This window comes from Clostridium sp. UBA6640, from assembly GCF_002455975.1.
GTDB lineage: Bacteria > Bacillota > Clostridia > Clostridiales > Clostridiaceae > Clostridium_J.
This window is the reverse complement of sequence record NZ_DKLM01000127.1, coordinates 1-19,816: the sequence shown is the minus strand read 5'-3', so window position 1 is coordinate 19,816 and position 19,816 is coordinate 1. Positions and strand designations below refer to the sequence as shown.

17 protein-coding genes are annotated in these 19,816 nt (G+C 28.9%); 16 read left to right on the top strand and 1 reads right to left on the bottom strand.

All coding sequences use genetic code 11. From position 1 onward, the window contains the following. Positions 1-890 precede the first annotated feature (890 nt). On the top strand, positions 891-1,232 hold the full coding sequence (locus B2W91_RS13635) for a single-stranded DNA-binding protein (RefSeq protein ID WP_291581836.1): 342 nt from the start codon (positions 891-893) through the stop codon (positions 1,230-1,232). A 364-nt stretch (positions 1,233-1,596) separates the two neighbouring features. Here B2W91_RS13635 and B2W91_RS13630 read toward each other — a convergent pair whose 3' ends face one another. Beyond that, positions 1,597-4,149 carry an FAD-dependent oxidoreductase gene (locus tag B2W91_RS13630; RefSeq protein ID WP_291581834.1) on the bottom strand — a complete coding sequence of 851 codons (2,553 nt, stop codon included), beginning with the start codon at positions 4,147-4,149 and terminating at the stop codon, positions 1,597-1,599. A gap of 328 nt (positions 4,150-4,477) precedes the next feature. Here B2W91_RS13630 and B2W91_RS13625 point away from each other — a divergent pair, with 328 nt between their 5' ends. The 15 genes from B2W91_RS13625 (at position 4,478) to B2W91_RS13555 (ending at position 19,117) form a co-directional block, all read left to right on the top strand. Beyond that, a complete protein-coding gene (locus tag B2W91_RS13625) occupies positions 4,478-5,731 on the top strand; it encodes a GntP family permease (RefSeq protein ID WP_291581832.1) in 1,254 nt (417 codons plus the stop codon). A 17-nt stretch (positions 5,732-5,748) separates the two neighbouring features. Beyond that, complete coding sequence (locus B2W91_RS13620) at positions 5,749-6,897, top strand: glycerate kinase (RefSeq protein WP_291581830.1); 1,149 nt, start codon at positions 5,749-5,751, stop codon at positions 6,895-6,897. Positions 6,898-7,432: 535 nt separating this feature from the next. Further along, positions 7,433-8,383 (top strand): AAA family ATPase, encoded by a 951-nt coding sequence (locus B2W91_RS13615; protein WP_291581828.1) that lies wholly within the window; start codon positions 7,433-7,435, stop codon positions 8,381-8,383. Between the two features lie 10 nt (positions 8,384-8,393). Then, the gene (locus B2W91_RS13610) at positions 8,394-9,521 is read left to right on the top strand and encodes a DUF58 domain-containing protein (protein ID WP_291581825.1); all 1,128 of its coding nucleotides are present in this window, start codon (positions 8,394-8,396) and stop codon (positions 9,519-9,521) included. A gap of 256 nt (positions 9,522-9,777) precedes the next feature. Next, complete coding sequence (locus B2W91_RS13605; RefSeq protein ID WP_291581823.1) at positions 9,778-10,767, top strand: hypothetical protein; 990 nt, start codon at positions 9,778-9,780, stop codon at positions 10,765-10,767. A 444-nt stretch (positions 10,768-11,211) separates the two neighbouring features. Next, positions 11,212-11,592 carry a DUF6514 family protein gene (locus B2W91_RS13600; RefSeq protein WP_291581816.1) on the top strand — a complete coding sequence of 127 codons (381 nt, stop codon included), beginning with the start codon at positions 11,212-11,214 and terminating at the stop codon, positions 11,590-11,592. A 431-nt stretch (positions 11,593-12,023) separates the two neighbouring features. Next, positions 12,024-12,410 (top strand): holo-ACP synthase, encoded by a 387-nt coding sequence (gene acpS, locus B2W91_RS13595; protein ID WP_291581815.1) that lies wholly within the window; start codon positions 12,024-12,026, stop codon positions 12,408-12,410. After that, the gene (locus B2W91_RS13590; RefSeq protein WP_291581814.1) at positions 12,400-13,305 is read left to right on the top strand and encodes an NAD(P)H-hydrate dehydratase; all 906 of its coding nucleotides are present in this window, start codon (positions 12,400-12,402) and stop codon (positions 13,303-13,305) included. The genes acpS and B2W91_RS13590 overlap by 11 nt, the downstream gene beginning before the upstream one ends. 95 nt (positions 13,306-13,400) lie before the next feature. Beyond that, a complete protein-coding gene (locus B2W91_RS13585) occupies positions 13,401-14,027 on the top strand; it encodes a germination lipoprotein GerS-related protein (protein WP_291581813.1) in 627 nt (208 codons plus the stop codon). Positions 14,028-14,095: 68 nt separating this feature from the next. Then, entirely contained in the window at positions 14,096-15,259 is a 1,164-nt protein-coding gene (gene alr, locus B2W91_RS13580; RefSeq protein WP_291581812.1) for an alanine racemase, read from the top strand. Between the two features lie 144 nt (positions 15,260-15,403). Then, positions 15,404-15,667, top strand: a complete 264-nt coding sequence (locus B2W91_RS13575) for a CopG family transcriptional regulator (RefSeq protein ID WP_291581810.1) — start codon at positions 15,404-15,406, stop codon at positions 15,665-15,667. 16 nt (positions 15,668-15,683) lie between these two features. Beyond that, on the top strand, positions 15,684-16,052 hold the full coding sequence (locus B2W91_RS13570) for a type II toxin-antitoxin system PemK/MazF family toxin (protein WP_039636465.1): 369 nt from the start codon (positions 15,684-15,686) through the stop codon (positions 16,050-16,052). A 459-nt stretch (positions 16,053-16,511) separates the two neighbouring features. Beyond that, complete coding sequence (locus B2W91_RS13565) at positions 16,512-17,339, top strand: transketolase (RefSeq protein WP_291581808.1); 828 nt, start codon at positions 16,512-16,514, stop codon at positions 17,337-17,339. Further along, the gene (locus tag B2W91_RS13560; RefSeq protein WP_291581838.1) at positions 17,336-18,277 is read left to right on the top strand and encodes a transketolase family protein; all 942 of its coding nucleotides are present in this window, start codon (positions 17,336-17,338) and stop codon (positions 18,275-18,277) included. Before B2W91_RS13565 ends, B2W91_RS13560 begins: the two co-directional genes overlap by 4 nt. Positions 18,278-18,718: 441 nt before the next feature. Further along, entirely contained in the window at positions 18,719-19,117 is a 399-nt protein-coding gene (locus B2W91_RS13555) for a hypothetical protein (protein WP_291581806.1), read from the top strand. Positions 19,118-19,816: the final 699 nt, after the last annotated feature.

Sequence of the window (19,816 nt, the reverse complement as noted above, 5' to 3'; positions counted from 1 at the left end):
TATTGACAATGATAATCATTATCATATATAATTTAACCATAGAGATTATCTTAATGCTTAAAAAAGTTAATTATTAGCTGAATTAACTAGGTGAATTTAGTGTACGCCATAACCACTAAGTTTACCCCCTAAATAGGAATACAAACAAGTTCTTTAAATTCTAATTCAAAAATTGTTATATGTTCAAAGTTAAACCCATAATTAAAACCCTATACTTTTTAAAATATAAATGAACTTGTTTGTATTAAAATATTTAGAATATCTTATGAGATGATTTAGTAATTCTTCCCAGACTGTTAAGTGTGAATTTAGCTTTATACTTAATGGAGATTCTAAAAACTAATTAACTGTAAAGATAATACCTAATAAATCTTTAAAAGAACATGATAAAATATTTGTTACGAATAAAAAAGTCTTCTTAAATGAAGGCTTTTTTATTCGTAAAAAACAAGTTGTAATATAAATTTAAAATTTAATGATATAATTTGTTAAGATATACATATCCAATTCTTAAAATGGCTTCTTAGGTATCTCCAAAAAATAACTAGTATGTATCCTAGTCTATTTTCCATAATATTAGGATAGCATACTTGCTTACAATTTCATCTATCCACATATTATAATATCTTATATTATATAAGATATTCCTTCTACTTTTAGATAGCTATTTTATTTTAAATTCCTTATACAAACTATATAGCTTTATTTAATATTTTATATTAAATAAATGTTAAAAAATAAAAAAATATCTTTATAAACCATAGAGAGAGAAATTATTTTAATTAATATGTAAATGGTGTTTATAAAGATAAAATATGGATATAATTTTAGAAAAATGAGGAATACTTAATGAAAGTTCATTTAGTATCAAAATAAGTTGGAGGGAAATTATGAATAGGATTGTTTTAGTTGGAAGAATAACCAAAAAACCAGAAATAAAAGTTCTGGATGAAAATAATAAGGTTTTCACTAGAATTATGCTAGCGGTGGATAGACCATATAAGACTGCGTCTGGAGAAAAACAAGTAGATTTTATCCCAATAGTATTATGGGGTAAAAAAGCTGAAATTGTTTGTGAATACTTAGATAAGAATAGTATGATAAGCGTAACTGGAAGACTTCAAACTAGAGTTTTTGAAAATCATGAAGGCCAAAGAAAATTCATATCTGAAGTTATTGCAGATGAGTTCCAATTTATGAGTTACAAAAAACAAAGTGAAAATATAGGATAAAGACAAAAATAATACCAAAGTTTTGTTAAACTATAAGTGTTTAATAAAATAGGAGAGTTTTTTGTAAAACACCATTAATAATTACAGAAATAGATTTTAAAATATGTTAACTGTAAGTTAAAAAGGCAGCGATATTGTCGCTGTCTTTTTAAACTGTATAGAATAAGATAACTAATCAACTATATGATTCCCTAATGAAAATTTAACNNTTAAGAAATTCACCTTTAGTGAATTTTTTCCTAAATTCTTCATTCTTCATTATTAACCCTTAATTTTTAAGGGATTAAACTGGTCTTATAGAAAATTTATTTTTCAGAGTATATTAAGTTTTCACATTGCATCCCTATAGTTATCTTTAAATAGCCTAATATATGTTTTCTTGTAATATTTCTTTTAGAGACATATAATTTTCAATAGCATTTAGTAGTTTAACAGATTTACTTGTGTCTCCAATTAATATTCCACCAATTACTACATCATCCTTAAAAAATAGTTTTTTATAAGTTTTATTTTTTGTGTCTTTAAGTTCTAAAGCTTTACCTTCAGTTTGAGGGATTGTTCCACAAGAGAAAACTTCTATATTCATAGCATTAAAACTAATTGGGCTTTGGAAACCAACAAAATTTTTATTATCTCCTACTGCATTAGCACCAGCAGTGTTTCCCATCTCTATAGCAGCAGGCCAGTTTCCATAAACTATTCCGTTGATTTCTGCTATATCTCCGCAAGCATAAATATCTTTAATAGATGTCTCCATTTTTTCATTAACTACAATTCCTCTGTTTAATTTAATGTCTGTGCCTTCAGTGATATTTTTATTAGGGACAATACCTACAGAGAATAGAACCATATCTGCTTCAATTTCCTTGCCATTATTTAGCCTTACAATCTTTTTATTGTTTCTATCTTCTATTACTTCAGCAGCAGCACCTAAAATCACATTAACTCCTGAGTTAATTACTTCCTCCTCTAATATAATACTACCTTGAGTATCCAATTGTTTTGTTAGTAAATGTTTTGCAAATTCTACTACTGTTACTTCCTTATTATCTCGCTTAAATTCCCAAGCTGCCTCAAGACCTAATAATCCTCCACCTATTACAACAATTTTATTAGAATTAGCCAATCTATCTTTGATATTATTAAGGTCATCTAATCCCCTTAATGTGAATACATTAGGTGTATCTGCACCTTTAACAGGAGGAATAAAATTTTTACTACCATTAGCTATAATTAACTTATCGTATTTTATAATAGCATTATTGCTAGTTAATACGGTTTTTTCACTAGGATTAATTTTTTCCACTTTAGTATTTAATGTTAATTTTATATTATTTTCTGAATACCATTCATATGGGGAAATGTAAAAATCCTTATCATCAAGTACATCTACAATTCCATCTGAAAGAGCAGGTCTATAATAGGTTAGATATGGTTCAGAAGAAATTATTTCGATATCACAAATTTTATTTCTTTTTCTTATAGCTTCAGCAGCATAGTATCCTGCAATACCATTTCCAACTACTACATATTTATCATTGCTTTCTGATTTAAAAGTGATTAGTTCTTCAGTAACTTCAATAAATTGTTCGGAATTAGCTCCACACACAGGACAAATTTCTGGTGCAGTATCTCCTTCGAAGATTTCTCCGCAAATTACGCATTTCCAACGTTTTTTGCTAGTAGGCCTATTATTCTTAACACCTTTTTTTATATTTTCTTGAATTCTTGCTGCAAAACTTTCACCAAAACTATAAGCTTTAGTTAAATCTTCATCAGTAGGTTTAAAAGATGCTCTAAGCGGTGGTAAGGTATTTAGCCTTAATTGTTTAATTCTCTCCATGACATTAGGAACACCTTCTCCACTCCATCCATATGACCCGAATGCAGAAGCTACTTTTCCGCCATGAACTAGAGGATTTAATGAAACTAATACATCCCAAATTGGTTTTAGTGCATCTCCATTTATAGTTGGAGTACCAAATAATACTCCTTGAGAAATGTTTATTTTATCTAATATTTCATTGATATCGTGATGAATTACATCAAAAGTGTGGACATTAAAACTTCCAGAAGCTTCAATTGCCCTCTTAATTTCTATAGCTAAACTTTCTGTGTATCCATAAGCAGAAACATAGCAGATAGTTACATCAAGCTTGTCATTTCCAGGCTTAATTTCTTCACTCCATATTTTATAAAGGTTCACTATTTTTAATGGATCATCTCTAAGTATAGGTCCATGTCCAGGACAAATCATATCTATTTTTAGATCTTTAATTTTACCAATAGCAGATAATACATGGCTTTTGAAAGGTCCCATAATTACATCGAAATAATATTTTAAAGCTTCAAGATAGTCATTATTATTTTCATTTAGATCATTAAAAACTTTTGAATTACAATAATGGCAACCAAAAGAGTCGCAGGTTATTAAAATTTTATCTTCTTCTACATAAGTATATATGGTATCCGGCCAGTGTAAGAATGGAGCTGAGATAAATTTTAGAGTTTTATTTCCAAGACTTAAAGAAGTTCCGTCTCCTACAGTAATTGAATCAAAATTTCTATGAACTATGTTTTTTAAGAAGTTTAAAGCAGCAGGACTTCCTACGACTTTAGCATTTTTAGCTATTTCTAGTAGTTTAGCAACACTTCCAGCGTGATCAGGTTCAGTATGGCTTATAACTATATAGTCTAGTTTTTCTACATCTACGTTTAAAGATTTTAATCTTTCAAGATATTCATCAAAAAATTTAATTTTAACAGTATCAAATACAGCTGTCTTTTCACTACCTTTAACAACATAAGAGTTGTATGTCGTACCGAAAGGGGTGTACATAACTACGTCAAAAATTCTAAGATTAGGATCTAATGCTCCAACCCAATAAATATCATTTTTTACTTCTAAGGCTTTCATAAACATATCTCTCCTTACATTTATTACACTATTTTAAATATATATGTATTTAAACGGTTACTATTTGTGTTGTATATTTAGGAAAATTATTGCTAATAAATATTACAAATAAATTGAGAATATTTAATTATATTATATGACTATTTGTTAATAATTAATAGTATTTAAAAAGTATTAATAATAAAAGATACCTATAGTTTTATAATATTGTATAGAAAGATGTTAAAATATTATTTAGAAGGAGAGTGAAGAATTTGGTTTTTGGGGGAATTTTATCGGTATGTATAACTTTTAAAATTAATTTAATGCTTAAAAATCAAGTATATTTATGGAAATAACAATTTCAACCATAGGTGCATTAATTGCGCTAATGATTTCGATATTTTTTATATTTAAAAAGCTTCATCCTGCTTATAGCTTAATGTTAGGAGCTATAATAGGTGGCCTATTAGGGGGTGGAGGATTCCAAGGGACTACTAATCTTATGATTGATGGAGCGAAAAATATAATGCCAGCAGTGCTTAGAATCATATCTGCAGGAGTTTTGGCAGGAGTACTTATAGAATCAGGAGCAGCAGTTAAAATATCAGAAACCATAGTAGAGAGTATAGGAGATAGAAACGCACTTATAGCGTTATCTATTGCAACACTAATACTAACTGCTGTGGGTGTCTTTATTGATGTTGCAGTTATAACTGTAGCACCAATTGCATTATCTATTGGTGCTAAAAGTGGTTTTTCAAGACCATCTATATTAATTGCTATGATAGGTGGAGGAAAGGCAGGAAATATAATATCTCCAAATCCTAATACTATATCAGTATCGCAAAATTTAGGAGTATCTTTAACATCAGTTATAACTTCAGGTATAATTCCAGCAATATTTGGATTTATTGTAACTTGTATATTAGCAAGAAGGCTAGTAAACAAAGGAAGTAAAATAACATCTTCAGAAGGAAAAGATAGAGATGGTAATTTACCTAACTTCTTTTCAGCTATCATAGGCCCACTAATATCAATATTTTTACTTGCGTTAAGACCTATAATGAATATATCTATTGATCCACTTATAGCCTTACCACTTGGAGCTGTATTAGGGGCAATATCTATGGGGAAAATAAAACAATTAAAACTTTATGCAGCTAGAGGACTAGAAAAGATGAGCTCTGTCGCAGTACTTCTTATAGGAACAGGAGCTTTAGCGGGAATAATAGCTAATTCAGAGTTGAAAAATACTATAATAGGTATGGTGGATACATTAGGATTACCAACATTTTTATTAGCGCCCATAGCAGGAATATTAATGTCTGGTGCTACAGCTTCAACTACTTCAGGAGCAACAGTGGCATCTTCTGTCTTTGGACTTACTCTAATTAACTTAGGAATTAAGCCACTAAATAGTGCGGCTATGATTCATAGTGGAGCTACTGTATTAGAGCATCTTCCACATGGGAGTTTTTTTCATGCAACTGCAGGAAGCGTATTTATGGATACTAAGGAAAGATTTAATTTAATTGTATATGAAAGTATTATAGGACTTATAATGACTATAGTTTCTACAATTATTTATGGAATATTATAGAATTTGGAGGAAATCTTATGGCTTTAAAATTTGTTTTAGCTCCAGATTCCTTTAAAGAGAGTATGAGCTCAAAGGAAGCTTGCGATGCTATGGAAAGAGGAATTAAAAAAGTTATAGATGACGTAGAGTGCATAAAGATACCTATGGCAGATGGGGGAGAAGGTACGTTAGGAGCATTAGTAGAAGCTACAAATGGCAAAATTTATGATGTAGAAGTTATGTCTCCGCTAATGGAAAAAGTTACAGCTAATTTTGGTATATTAGGAAATAGTAATACAGCAGTTATTGAAATGGCAAGTGCTAGCGGTATTATGCTTGTGTCTAAAGAAAAGAGAAATCCTTTAATTACAACTACCTATGGTACAGGGCAACTTATAAAAGCTGCATTAGATAAAGGAATTAATCACTTAATTATTGGAATAGGTGGCAGTGCAACTAATGATGGCGGTGCAGGGATGATTATGGCATTAGGAGCAAAACTTTTAGATGATAATGGGAGAGAATTAGATGTAGGTGGAGGAGAACTTTATAAGCTTCATAAGATAGATATTTCTAATCTTGATTCTAGAATTAAAGATCTAACTGTAGAGGTAGCTTGTGATGTGAAAAATCCCCTTATAGGTCCTAAAGGTGCATCACAGGTATTTGGCCCTCAAAAAGGTGCTACAAAGGAAATGGTTGAAATTTTAGATAAATCTTTAGAACATTATGCAAAGAAAGTAAAAGAACAATTAGGAATAGATATCTCAACTATTCCTGGTGCTGGTGCTGCGGGAGGATTAGGAGGAGGATTACTTGCTTTTTTAAATGGTGAGCTAAGAAGCGGAGTTGATCTTGTAACTCACCATACAGGACTAGAAGAAAAAATAAAGAATTCAAATTACGTAATTACTGGTGAAGGAAGTGTGGATGGCCAAACTATTTTTGGAAAAACTCCTGTAGGTGTAAGTAAAATAGCTAAAAAATATAATGTCCCAGTTATAGTTGTTGCGGGAAGAATAGGTAATGACATTGAACCTATTTATGATGAGGGAGTAGTATCAATATTTAGTATACTTCAAGAAGTAACAGATATTGAAAAGGCTTTAGAGGATGGAAAGGAAAATTTAGAAAAAACTTTAGAAAATATAGCAAGATTATTAGTATTAGATAAAGCTGGACGTTAAAGTCCGGCTTTATTTTGTGAAAGTGATGGAAAATTTTTTGTTCAAGCTCAAGATTTACAAGTGTAGTTTTTATATTCTAAGGTACTATATAGATGTAGCACTCCTAAATTTAATTTATACACCCATAAAATTATATTAACAAATTGTTATAGCTTATATTTATGTAATTGAGAATTGACGATTGACAATTGACAATGGACAATTATGGATACTTCTCTCAAGAGAAGTTTTGAACTTATTCCTTTTAAAAGTGACAAAGTCACTTTTATTAAAAATTTATTAAAAAATTAGTTTGATTAAAACTAATTTCAACATTGTGGAACCCTATACTAATGAATCGTTGATATACGTAAGAGTATTCGGCAAATAATAATTAAGCAATTTAATAAACCAATTCCTTTAATTGTTAGAAAATACTATTAAATCAGAAAAATAGAAGGTATAATAGTAAATAGATAATTAAATATTTATTAACTTTTTGTATACAAAGATAAATTTTAATATTTGTTAAAGCAAAGTTTAGGAGGGAATAACATTGGAAGTTCTAAGATTTCAGCAATTTAGAGAAAAAATTAGGGATAACATAGGAAAAGTAATTATAGGTAAAGAGAGTAATATAGATAAAATTGTAACGGCATTCATAACTTCTGGACATGTTTTATTAGAAGATGTTCCTGGGCTAGGAAAAACTAAGCTTGCTAGAAGTTTGGCTAAGACTATGAATTGCAGCTTTAAAAGGATTCAGTTTACACCAGATTTATTACCATCAGATTTGACAGGAATTTATTTTTATAATCAAAAAGATTATGAATTTGAATTTAGGCAAGGACCACTTTTAAGCCAAATAGTGTTGGCAGATGAAATAAATAGAGCAACTCCTAGAACCCAATCAGCATTGCTTGAATGTATGGAAGAAAGACAAGTTACTGTGGAAGGACATACAATTAAACTGAATAAACCATTTTTTGTTATAGCAACTCAAAATCCTGTAGAACAATTTGGTACATTTCCGTTACCAGAAGCACAGTTAGATAGATTTTTCATGAAACTTTCGATGGGATATCCTAATTATAATGAAGAAAAGAATATGATGGATAGATTTATGGAACGTGACCCGTTAAATGATTTACAGCCAGTTGTTACTATGGAAGAAATAGAATATGTCCAAAATAATTATAGCAGTGTTTACCTTAGTGAAGAAATTAAAGAATATATATTAAATATAGTAATTGCTACAAGAAAGCATAAAAGTATCGAATTAGGATGTAGTCCAAGAGCAACATTAAATTTGATGAAAGGTTGTCAGGCATATGCAGCAATCAATGGTAGAGATTATGTAATACCTGAAGATGTCAAAATTTTAGCTCCATCTATTATGAGTCATAGAATAATTTTAAAAACTGAAATAAATATAGAAGATGGCAAGACTGAGAGAGTAATAAATGAGATATTAAATACTGTAGAAGTACCTTTAGAAAAATTGTAGAGGCGATATTATGATATATGTATATTTTTTCTTATTTACATTATCAATGTTGTTAGTTTATTTAGGATATAGGACGAGAACTAAGGGCTTTAATAATCTTAAAGTATTTCGAATAGTTGAAAATAATAGAATTATAGAAGGTGAAAGTTTTAAAATTACTATCGTTATAGAAAATAACAAATATCTTCCTATTCCTTTTTTAGCTATATCTGAAAAAATTCCTTATGGAATAACTTATAGTGGTGAAACGTTAAACTTTAAAGGTGAAAATAGTTTATGGCATATAGGTAAATATAGTGTTAAATGGTTTGAAAGAAGAAGAAGAACCTATACTTTGATAGGAATAAATCGAGGCACTTACATAATAAAGGATATGAAAGTCACTATAGGGGATGTTTTTGGATTTTCTATAGATACTAAAGAAGTACAAGATTTTATAGAGGTGTTAGTATATCCAAGGCTTATGCCTATAAAAAAATATATTTTTGATACAACAAATTTTAATGGAGATAATACGGTTATGAGGTGGATTCATAAGGACCCGCTTTATATAAAGGGAATTAGAGAATACAATGTGGAAGATAGAATGAAGGATATACATTGGAAATCAAGTTTAAAAATGAACAAGCTAATGGTTAAAGATTATGATTACACATCTGAAAGACAACTTATATTAATATTGAATATTCAATGTCATAAAGACCATTGGTCTAATATAAAAAGTGATATTATTGAAAATGGAATTAGGATCACAGGATCATTAGCGCATAAAGCAATAAAAGAAGGTATACCTACAGGGGTTTGGACCAATGGAAGGATTATATCTTATTCGGACAATCTTCCTGGTGAAGTATCACCTGAAATTAATAACTTTAAAAAAATTATGGAGTTATGTGCAAGAACAGATTATACAATCAGAATAGAGTTTAATAAATACCTTCAAAATAACATACAAAAATTTGAAAGAAGCTGTACCTATGTTGTAATCACTCCTTACTTAGATAGCGAAAGTAGAACAATATTATCAAAAATTAGAAATAACGGATTTAATGTTAAAATAATAGATACGTCAAGTTACCATTCTATAAATCCTATTAAAGGTATAGAAAAGCTTTCTTTTAAAGGAGTGAGTAAATAGATGAGTTGGCATAAGCAAGTAAAAATTTTATATACTACAACATTAACAGTGTTTTTCTTTATTATGTGGGCTTTTATAGAAAAAATAATGTTTCAAAATAACATAAAATATTCATTAATTATTATAACTTTAATTTCTGTATTTTTAATGCTGTATTTAATTTACAAAAAAGTTAATACACATTTATCGGTGGCAATTCNNCGCAATTCCTTTAATAATTTCAATGTTAATTTTACATTTTATATTAAAAGATTCATTGATAATTGTAAATTTAGTATTTATAGCTGCAACTATGATTTATAGTTTAACCATAGAAAATGATAATATAACTTATTATCAATGCAAAAGAACTTTAACTAATGGATTATATTTAATAGTTCCTATAGGGGTCATTGGAATAGTATTCCGATCAGATTTGATAATGTATCTTTTTAGGGCGTATATGTTTTACCTAATACTTATGATTATTACCTTTAGAGAAAGTTTAAGATATATGTATAATATAAGAAATAAATCTTCTATATATGTAAATTTGGGAATTGTATTAGGAATAGTTGCGTTATGTCAAGATTATGCATTCAATCTTTTTAACAAGGCTATAACATGGATTTTTGGAGGAATATCTTTTGTTGTTGAGAGAATCTTAACACTAATTGTAAAAATTCTTGAAAAGCCTATAGAGTTTATAGTAGAGAACCTTAAAAAAATTATGATGAAAAATAAGCATTTGGAAGAGATGCTAGATAAGTTAGAAAATACAAATAAAGCAAAAGAATTTATATATGAAGAAAGTACATTAAAATACCCTATATGGATTAAAATTGTACTTTTGATTATAGTACTGTATCTCTTATATAAGATAGTTTCTCGAATTGCAATAGGTGTTAAAGTTAATGAAAATTATGTAGAGTGCGTAGAGAGTATAAATGAGAAAAGTCAAGAAAAGAAACCAAGTTACATTTCTAAATTTATAAAAAAGATATTTAGAAAAAAAGGAGATATACGAGAAGAAATCCTTTATAATTATAAAAACTTTGAAGAAATTACGGAAAAGGCAGATATATATAAAACTTATATGACTGCTACTCAGCTTAAAAATGTAACAAAAGTAAAGATAGATAACGTAGAGGATTTAAATGATATGACTAATATATATAACAAAGCAAAATTTTCTACACAAGAACTTAGTGAAGAAAATTTACAGCAAGTGAAAAGTGGTTATGAAAATGTAAAAAAACAAATATAAAAATATATCAATTTATTGAGTTTAAAATTTACAATTATGGTAGGGATTGATCCCCCATGAATAATTTCTACCATAAATATTTTAATAAAATTCACTGTATTACTTTAAAAAGTCATATGGGAATTTGTGGAGTAAGTACATAATAATAGGGTTAGTAATAGAAGAGCTCCAAAAAGGTGGAGTAATAATTTTACAAAAAGGTGAAAAACTTCAAACAAAAAAGTTTCAACAAAATTTTAGCTTTTCGACATGAAAACATATGGAAAAGGAATAATTTAACTGCTAACATTATAGCAGAGTTTTAATAAATATCAATAGGAATACAAATCTGTCATTTTAAAGGGATAAAATATAAATGAGCGTTACATCAAATGACATAATTTTTTGACCTCTAGTGATACAATTTATTCATGTAGAGAGAGTTAGGTTGAGGGGGTCGTCTAAGTGGTTGTAGTTGAAACTTTAGCGCAAGCTGTAGAAATTGAAAAAAATGTAGAGTACAACTATGTCTATAAATTATTAGAAAGTAATTATAGTGTAGATGTTAACGGAAAAGATCAGATTGTACAAGCGTATGGTATAGAGGTAGAAAGAGAAGATGTAGTAAAAGGAAAAAAAGTATCCCAGTGTAGAGATTTTGTAAAGTATATAAGTCCTCAGAAGGAAAAAGTAGGGAATTTGATGAAGATGTTGTACCAACACCTAGTATCTCCTATACATCTAATAGACGTTATTGGGGAATATGTTGATCAATGTGTTAATGATTTTGATGAAGAATTACTTATTGGGGAAATAGAAAATTTAAAAAAAATAGTGGCATTATAAGAGAGAAATTGTCTCTTATATTAAGTAAGGGGGAATTTCTCCCTTATTTTTTGTAAATATAAAAACTAAAGGAAATAAGGAGATAAACTCATATAATAACAATTTATTTTAATAGAATTAATTTCAGCGGTCTGTTGCAATTTTCAAATTCATGGTAGTATAGATAAAAGGGTATAAATTATAAGAATAGTATAATTTTAAAAATTTTAAATGATTGATGAAGGAGAGTTGTCAATTAAAAAGATATAAATAACTCTTTTAAGACATCAGAAAATAATTAATGAATGTTTTATTATATGAGGAAGGTTTTGTTGTATCATATAAGATATTTTTAGAACTTTTAATTAATTGTTTTTAGATGATTAAAATATTTTAATTATTTTGAAAAGAGACTAATTTTCACTTAATTGAATTTATAAGGAGGTGAGATAGTGATAGCAGGTGTCGGAGTGGATATAGTTGAGATTCGAAGGATAGAAACTGCTATGAATAGAACAAGCGGATTTTTAGAAAAAATTTTTAATGATTCTGAGTTAAAGCATTTAAAAAGTAGAAACTTAAGGCCGGAATATATAGCGGGACGATTTGCCGCAAAGGAAGCCATATCGAAGGCTTTAGGTACAGGTTTTAGAAGTTTTAATTTTAAGGATATAATAGTTGAGAATACTGATCTTGGAAAACCTATAGTAACTTTAAGCGGAAATGCTGATTTAATTGCAAAGAAAATGGGAGAGTATAATTTGCAATTGAGTATTTCTCATGGTGAGGATAATGCAATAGCTTATGCTATATTGGAGGTGAGACTTGATGGGGAATAGTCTTCAAAACTTCAAGAGTACAATCTTTACAAATCTACATAATATTTATTTTAAAGAAATCAAGTTAACAGAGGAGTTTATTATAAGTTTACTGAAGAAAAGAAAAATAGATGGACACAAAGGTGATTATGGAAGAGTGCTTGTAATATCAGGCTCTAAAGGTTATAGTGGTGCGGCCTATATAACCACTCAAGCAGCAGTGAGAAGTGGTGCTGGATTAGTTACACTATGCACGCATAAAGATCTTCAGGATATTATGTGTATAAAACTTTGTGAGGCAATGACAGTAAATTTTGAAGAGACAGATAAGATTAATAATATTGTTGAAAAAAGTAATGTAATAGCTTTTGGTCCTGGAATGGGAAATAGTAAACTTACCTTTAATATATTAAAAGAAATTTTAACTAAAAGTGAATGTCCTATGGTTATTGATGCTGATGGATTAAATGTATTGCAAGGACAATTAGAACTTTTAGAGTATAAGAATAATGAGATAATATTAACTCCTCATTTAAGAGAGATGGCAAGACTTACAGGTTTAACAATAGAAGAAATTAAAGAAAATAAAGTTAAAATAGCTAAGGAGTTTGCTAAAGTACATAATATTATTTTACTTCTAAAAGGATATAATACTATAATTACTGATGGAAACGTGGTTTATATAAATACTACAGGAAGTAGTGCTATGGCATCAGGTGGTATGGGAGATGCTTTGACAGGAGTAATATCATCCTTTATAGCTCAGGGGTATGAGCCTTTAAAAGCTACTTATCTCGGTGCATATATACATGGGTATTGTGGAGATTTATTGTCAGAAGAAATGTTCTGCGTCAATGCNNCTCATTTAATAGAATACTTACCTTATAGTATTAAAAAGCTCATGGACAAGTTATAAATAATTTAATTTTGATAAGCTTTAATAATTGGTTATAGTATTAAAAAAATTATAATAGATATAGTAGTGTATTACTTTATATGGGGGAATGTTTTATGAATAAGCCATTAAGAAATTCACTACTAGCTATAGGCAGTTTAATAGTCTTAACTATAGTATTCTTCATAATACGGGGACTGAAAAGCCCTGTCACAGAAGAGGTACAAATAACTGAATATTTGAAAAATATAAAAGCGTATAAAAGTGATGTAATAATTGAAATGAATAATTCAAAGCAGAATTTAACCTATAATGGTAAACAAGCTTATATGAAGAATTCAAGATATATATTAGAATTAGAGGATGAGAGAGTATTTGATTTTAACAGTGATCAATTAGTTGTTAAAGATAAACATAATAATAGGGAATATGCTCTTTCAAGTGATTTTGATGAAGTATTAAAGTATTGTTTTATAGGGGAATTTATAGGACTTTTATATACCAATGAAGAAATAAATTATTCTATTGATCAAGTGGATGATACACAGTGTTTAGCTATCGATTTATTACTTCCGGGGATAAATAAAAATATTCATAGGGGAGTAATGTATATTAATTTAAATAACGGTTTGCCAAAAGAGTTCCGTATCCTAGACATTAAGGGGAAGGAAAAAGTAAAATGTACTTATGAAAATTTTATAGAGTTAGAAAAAATTGAAGATTATGAATTCGAAGGAATGTAGTTACAAAAAGGCAAATTAGAGATATTATAGAAAATTAAGATAGTTAAATTAACTGTGAGGTGGGAAAATTGTTTAGACATTTAAGACCAGTATGGGCAGAAGTAGATTTAGATAAATTAGCTTATAATATGAGAGAGATAAGGAAAATTGCTAAAAGTAAGAATATTATAGCAGTAGTAAAAGCAGATGGATATGGACATGGAGCAGTAGATATAGCACCAGTGCTTTTACAAAATGGAGCCAATGGATTAGCAGTTGCAGTAATAAGTGAAGCAGTAGAATTAAGAAGAGCAGGAATTGAAGCATCAATTATGGTACTTGGTTTCACACCTCCTAATTTAATAGATAATTTATTAAGATATGATATTGAACAGACCGTAATTAACTATGAATTTGCCAAAGAGCTATCTAATATGGCTCGTAAAAAAAATAAAATAGCCAAGATTCATATTGCAGTGGACACAGGTATGAGACGGATAGGGTTCTTACCAAATGACAAAAGTGTTGATGAAATTTATAAAATTAGTCAATTACCTAACATAGAAATAGAGGGGTTGTTTTCACATTTTTCATCAGCTGATGAAGGGGACAAGGAATATACTAAGTTACAGGTGAAACGTTTTGACGACTTTTACAGCAAACTTAAAGATTTAAATATAAAAATTAATAATAGGCATATTGGAAATAGTGCAGCAATCATTGATTTACCGGAAACTCATTTTGAGGCGGTAAGACCAGGAATTATATTATATGGATATTATCCATCAAATGAAGTAGTAAAAGATAAAGTAAAGTTAAAACCAGTAATGTCATTAAAATCGAATATTATTCATATAAAAACTTTGCCACCAGGAGAACATATAAGTTATGGTAGAAGATTCAAAACGGAAAGAGAAAGTGTTATTGCTACTCTTCCTGTAGGATATGCTGATGGTTATACAAGATTACTTTTTGGAAAAGCAAAGGTTATTGTTAATGGGAAATTCGCACCAGTAGTTGGTACTATATGCATGGATCAATGCATGATAGATATAACGGACATTGATGGTGTAGAACTTGGAAATGAGGTTATACTAATAGGTGAAGACGACTATAACAATAAATTTACTGCTGATAATGTAGCAGAACTTTTAGGTACTATAAATTATGAAATTGTTTGTGCTATAAACAAGAGAGTGCCAAGGGTTTACATAAAAGGTGGTAAAGTAATCAAAGTTAGGAATTATGTATAATTTTTAGGCTATCAGAAAAAGCAAAAAAATGTTGTAGAAAGTAGAAAAAGCCCATAATTTCTTTGACATCTTGACAGTTGTTGAATTATAATTAAAACTGTACATAATGGTTGTTATTAGTTATATAGGAGGTATTGAATTTCCATGTCAGATTCAAAGAAATTAAGTGTAAACCTCTCCAAAACACTTTTGGGAAAGATTAGTAAAAATTTAAATGCAGATTATAAAAAAAATAGTGAATTTATTGATGAAGCCATAATACTATATATAGAGGAGGAAAACTCCATCGATTTTATAGAGACTATGAAGCAAGGATATTTATCTATGGCTGAACTAAATTTAGAAATAGCAGAATTTGGTTTAGAACAAGATGTTTGTGACTTCATAGAATATGAATCTAGGCTTTAGGAGAGTGAATTGCCTAATGACAACTGTTGTGAAAAGAGGAGATATATTTTATGCTGATTTAAGTCCAGTTGTTGGATCAGAACAAGGTGGGGTAAGGCCGGTAATTATTATTCAAAATGATATTGGAAATAGATATAGCCCTACAGTAATTGTCGCAGCTATTACTTCTCAGATAAATAAGGCAAAACTTCCAACTCATGTAGAAATTTCTTCTGAGGAGTATGGATTAAATAAAGACTCGGTAGTTTTGCTAGAACAAATAAGAACATTAGATAAAAGAAGACTTAAAGAGAAAATAGGTCATATGACAAAAGATGATATGGAAAAAGTTGATACATCTTTAATGCTTAGTTTAGATTTAAAGCATAAAAATAAAAATAACTAAATATATAGGAGTTGTGAAAATCACAACTCCTTTATTATATTATTCAATAATAAAAATATATTTTAGATAATATATAGGTAAATTGTATTAAAAATTAACATATAGCTAAATATAAATACATCATTGGGTATTTAGTTCACAATTCACAATGCAAAATTCACAATTATAGTGGAAATTAATTCTTGTAAATTGACTTCTTTAAATAGATTTTTCAATAAAGGTGACTGCGTCACTTTAAAAAGATTAAAATAACGGAAATAGGTGATACAACTAAATTTACTGGATAAAAGTGATTGTATCACTTCAAAAATAAATAATTTTAAATTTCTCAGCTTTTGCTGAGAAATATCCACAATTGTGAATTGTGAACTGTGAATTGTGAATTGTCTAAAGTAAGTGTTGTTAAAAAGCATAAAATTGTTATAATAGTTTATAGAAGATAATCTAGGAGGTAGAGGCATGGAAAGAACACTAGACCAATTAAAAGACATTGCTAAAGAGATAAGAAAAGACATAGTTACAATGTTAACTGAATCAGCTTCAGGACATCCAGGTGGTTCATTATCAGCAGTTGAAATTTTAACTACATTATATTTTAATGAGATGAATGTAGACCCAAGTAATGCTAAAAATCCAAAGAGAGATAGATTTGTACTTTCAAAAGGGCATGCAGCACCAGTTTTATATAGTACATTAGCTGAAAAGGGTTTTTTTGAGAAATCTGAGCTTATGAAATTAAGAAAGATAGGTTCAATACTTCAAGGACATCCAAATATGAACTATATTCCAGGTGTTGATATGTCAACAGGTTCATTAGGCCAAGGTATTTCTACAGCAGTAGGTATGGCATTAGCTGGAAAATTAGATAACAGTGAATATAGAGTATATACTCTTTTAGGCGATGGAGAACTTCAAGAAGGTCAAGTGTGGGAAGCAGCTATGAGTGCTGCACACTATAAGTTAGGAAACTTAACAGCCTTTGTTGATTATAATGGACTTCAAATAGATGGAGATATATCTGAAGTTATGAATCCAAATCCGATAGCGGATAAATTTGCTGCTTTTGGTTGGAATGTAATAGTATTAGAGGATGGACACGATTTAGTGGCTATTAAAAGTTCTATAGAAGAAGCTAAAAAAGTAACAAATAAACCTACAGTGGTAGTATGTAAAACAATTAAGGGTAAAGGCGTATCATTTATGGAAAACCAAGCAGGATGGCATGGATCTGCCCCTAATAAAGAGCAATGCGATTTAGCATTAAGAGAAATAGGAGGGGAAGCATAATGACTAAAATAGCAACAAGAGAAGCATATGGAAAAGCACTTGCAAGAATAGGTCAAGAAAATGAAAATATAGTAGTTTTAGATGCTGATTTATCAAAATCTACAAAAACAGCTGATTTTAAGAAAGTTTGTCCTGAAAGATTTTTAAATATGGGAATAGCTGAAGCAAATATGATGTCAGTAGCAGCAGGACTTGCAAGTTGCGGTAAAATTCCTTTTGTAAGTACTTTTGCAATGTTTGCGGCGGGAAGAGGATTTGAGCAAATAAGAAATTCAATATGCTATCCAAAATTAAATGTTAAGATATGTGCAACTCATGCAGGATTAACAGTAGGAGAAGATGGAGCATCTCATCAAGCTATAGAAGATATATCATTAATGAGAAGTATACCAAACATGGTAGTTATAAGTCCAAGTGATGGTATTGAAACAGAAGCAGCTATTGAAGCGATTACAAAATATCAAGGACCATGCTACGTAAGACTTGGAAGAAGTGCAGTTCCTGCAGTAAACGCAAATGCTGATTATAAATTTGAAATAGGAAAAGCTGTTACATTAAGAGAAGGAAAAGATGTTGCTATTATTGCTACAGGAATAATGGTGGATGCTGCTCTAGAAGCTGCAAATACTTTAAGCGAAGAAGGAATAAAGGCAAAAGTTATAAATATACATACAATTAAACCTATTGATAAAGAAGCTATAACTAATGCTGCTAGAGAAACAGGGCTAATAATAACAGCAGAAGAGCATAATGTGATTGGTGGATTAGGTTCAGCAGTATGTGAAGTTGTAACATCAAATCATCCAGTTCCAGTACTTAGAGTTGGAGTTAAAGATACATTTGGTGAAAGTGGTAAACCAGCAGATTTATTAAAAGCTTATGGTCTAACAGCAGAAGATATCGTTAAATCAGTTAAAAAAGGATTAGAATTAAAATAGAAATTATAGAAAGCTTCACAAAGTAATATTTGTGGAGTTTTTTTATATTTTTAAGATAAATGTATTTTAAGCTTTTGTAGTTATATTTTACAGAAAATAATGATTTTTTAGGGGAGAGATGTTATAATAATGAATAATTAAAAATTATGTTTATATTGATATATATGATACTTGGAAGGTGATTTATAGTTTAAGACAACTATTTTTTAGAGCATTTCAATACATAATTTAAGCAATGCACAACTTAAAATAATAGAAGATTGAGAATGGACAATTGACAATGCGATGGGAATTAATTTTTTACTAGTAATGTATCGTTAGTTCTTTATAAGAAGTAAATGGGTTACTTCAAAAATAAATTAGTTCTAAGTTTTTGGGTTTTTGTTAATAAATTTCTACAATTGTGAATTGTACATTGTGAATTAAACAAGGGAGAGATAAATGATGAAATATGAAACAAAGCAAAATTCAAAGACTCACTTAGTATTTGAAGATATTTTTACAAGTTTTAAGATTTCACTTAAAATATACTTAATTCCACTAATATTAGGAATGATTTCAGGTCTAATATATTGTTTAGTAAAAGATTTACCTCTAAGTATTTATACCTTACTTAAGAGTACAGTACACATAGGTATTTGGATGTCTTGTTTTGGACTGTTTATAGGGGCTGTGGCATTTATGAGGCCTCGACATATGGAGCCTTTAAATTATCAAAATCAATGGAGAAATTATTATAAATTTTTTAACTTAATAGGTTCAATAGTATCAATATGTTTTTTTATGTTATCATACGCATTAATAATGGATATAGTCTTATGGTATGTGATCAGAGGCTAATATATTAATTCACAATGCACAATGCACAATTAAGGAAGAAATTATTTTTTTAGAAAAATAATTTCCTAAAATATATTTTGGCTAGCAATATAATATTGCTAGCTTTCCACCTCTGGGGAACAGTNNATACTAATAAATTTAACTAATACTATGGAGAGACTACATTTGCTAGTGTTTTATTATAGTAGTGAATACTGTTCGCCGCTACGGAATAAATTCTAAATTTCTCAGCAATCGCTGAGAAATGTCCAAAATTGTGAAATGTGAATTGTGAATTTAGTAGTATTAGTGGCAATACCAATAAGTGTTAATTATTTTCAGTGATAGAGTAAACTTAGAGCTGGTATATCTATATAGAAATGATTATAATTATTTAACTAGTTAAAACTGTTGACGAAAATAAAATGTCATCAGTTTTTTGTTTTTTAGGAAACCTTTAATATAAATTTAAAATTAATAAAGAAATGATATTTAAGGTAAGGCGAATAAAATGATGTTTTTTATATAAAGAAAAAAATACAGAATTTGTGAAAAAAACATAGTTTATATTATTTAAACAATTATGTTTTAGATGTATCATACAAGTATAGATAAACTACTCTAAAATCTAATGTATATATGAATATAGGTTAACATTTTAATATGTTAGTTCATGTCCTTTAAAAATTGACAATTGACAATGGAAAATTGACAACTCAT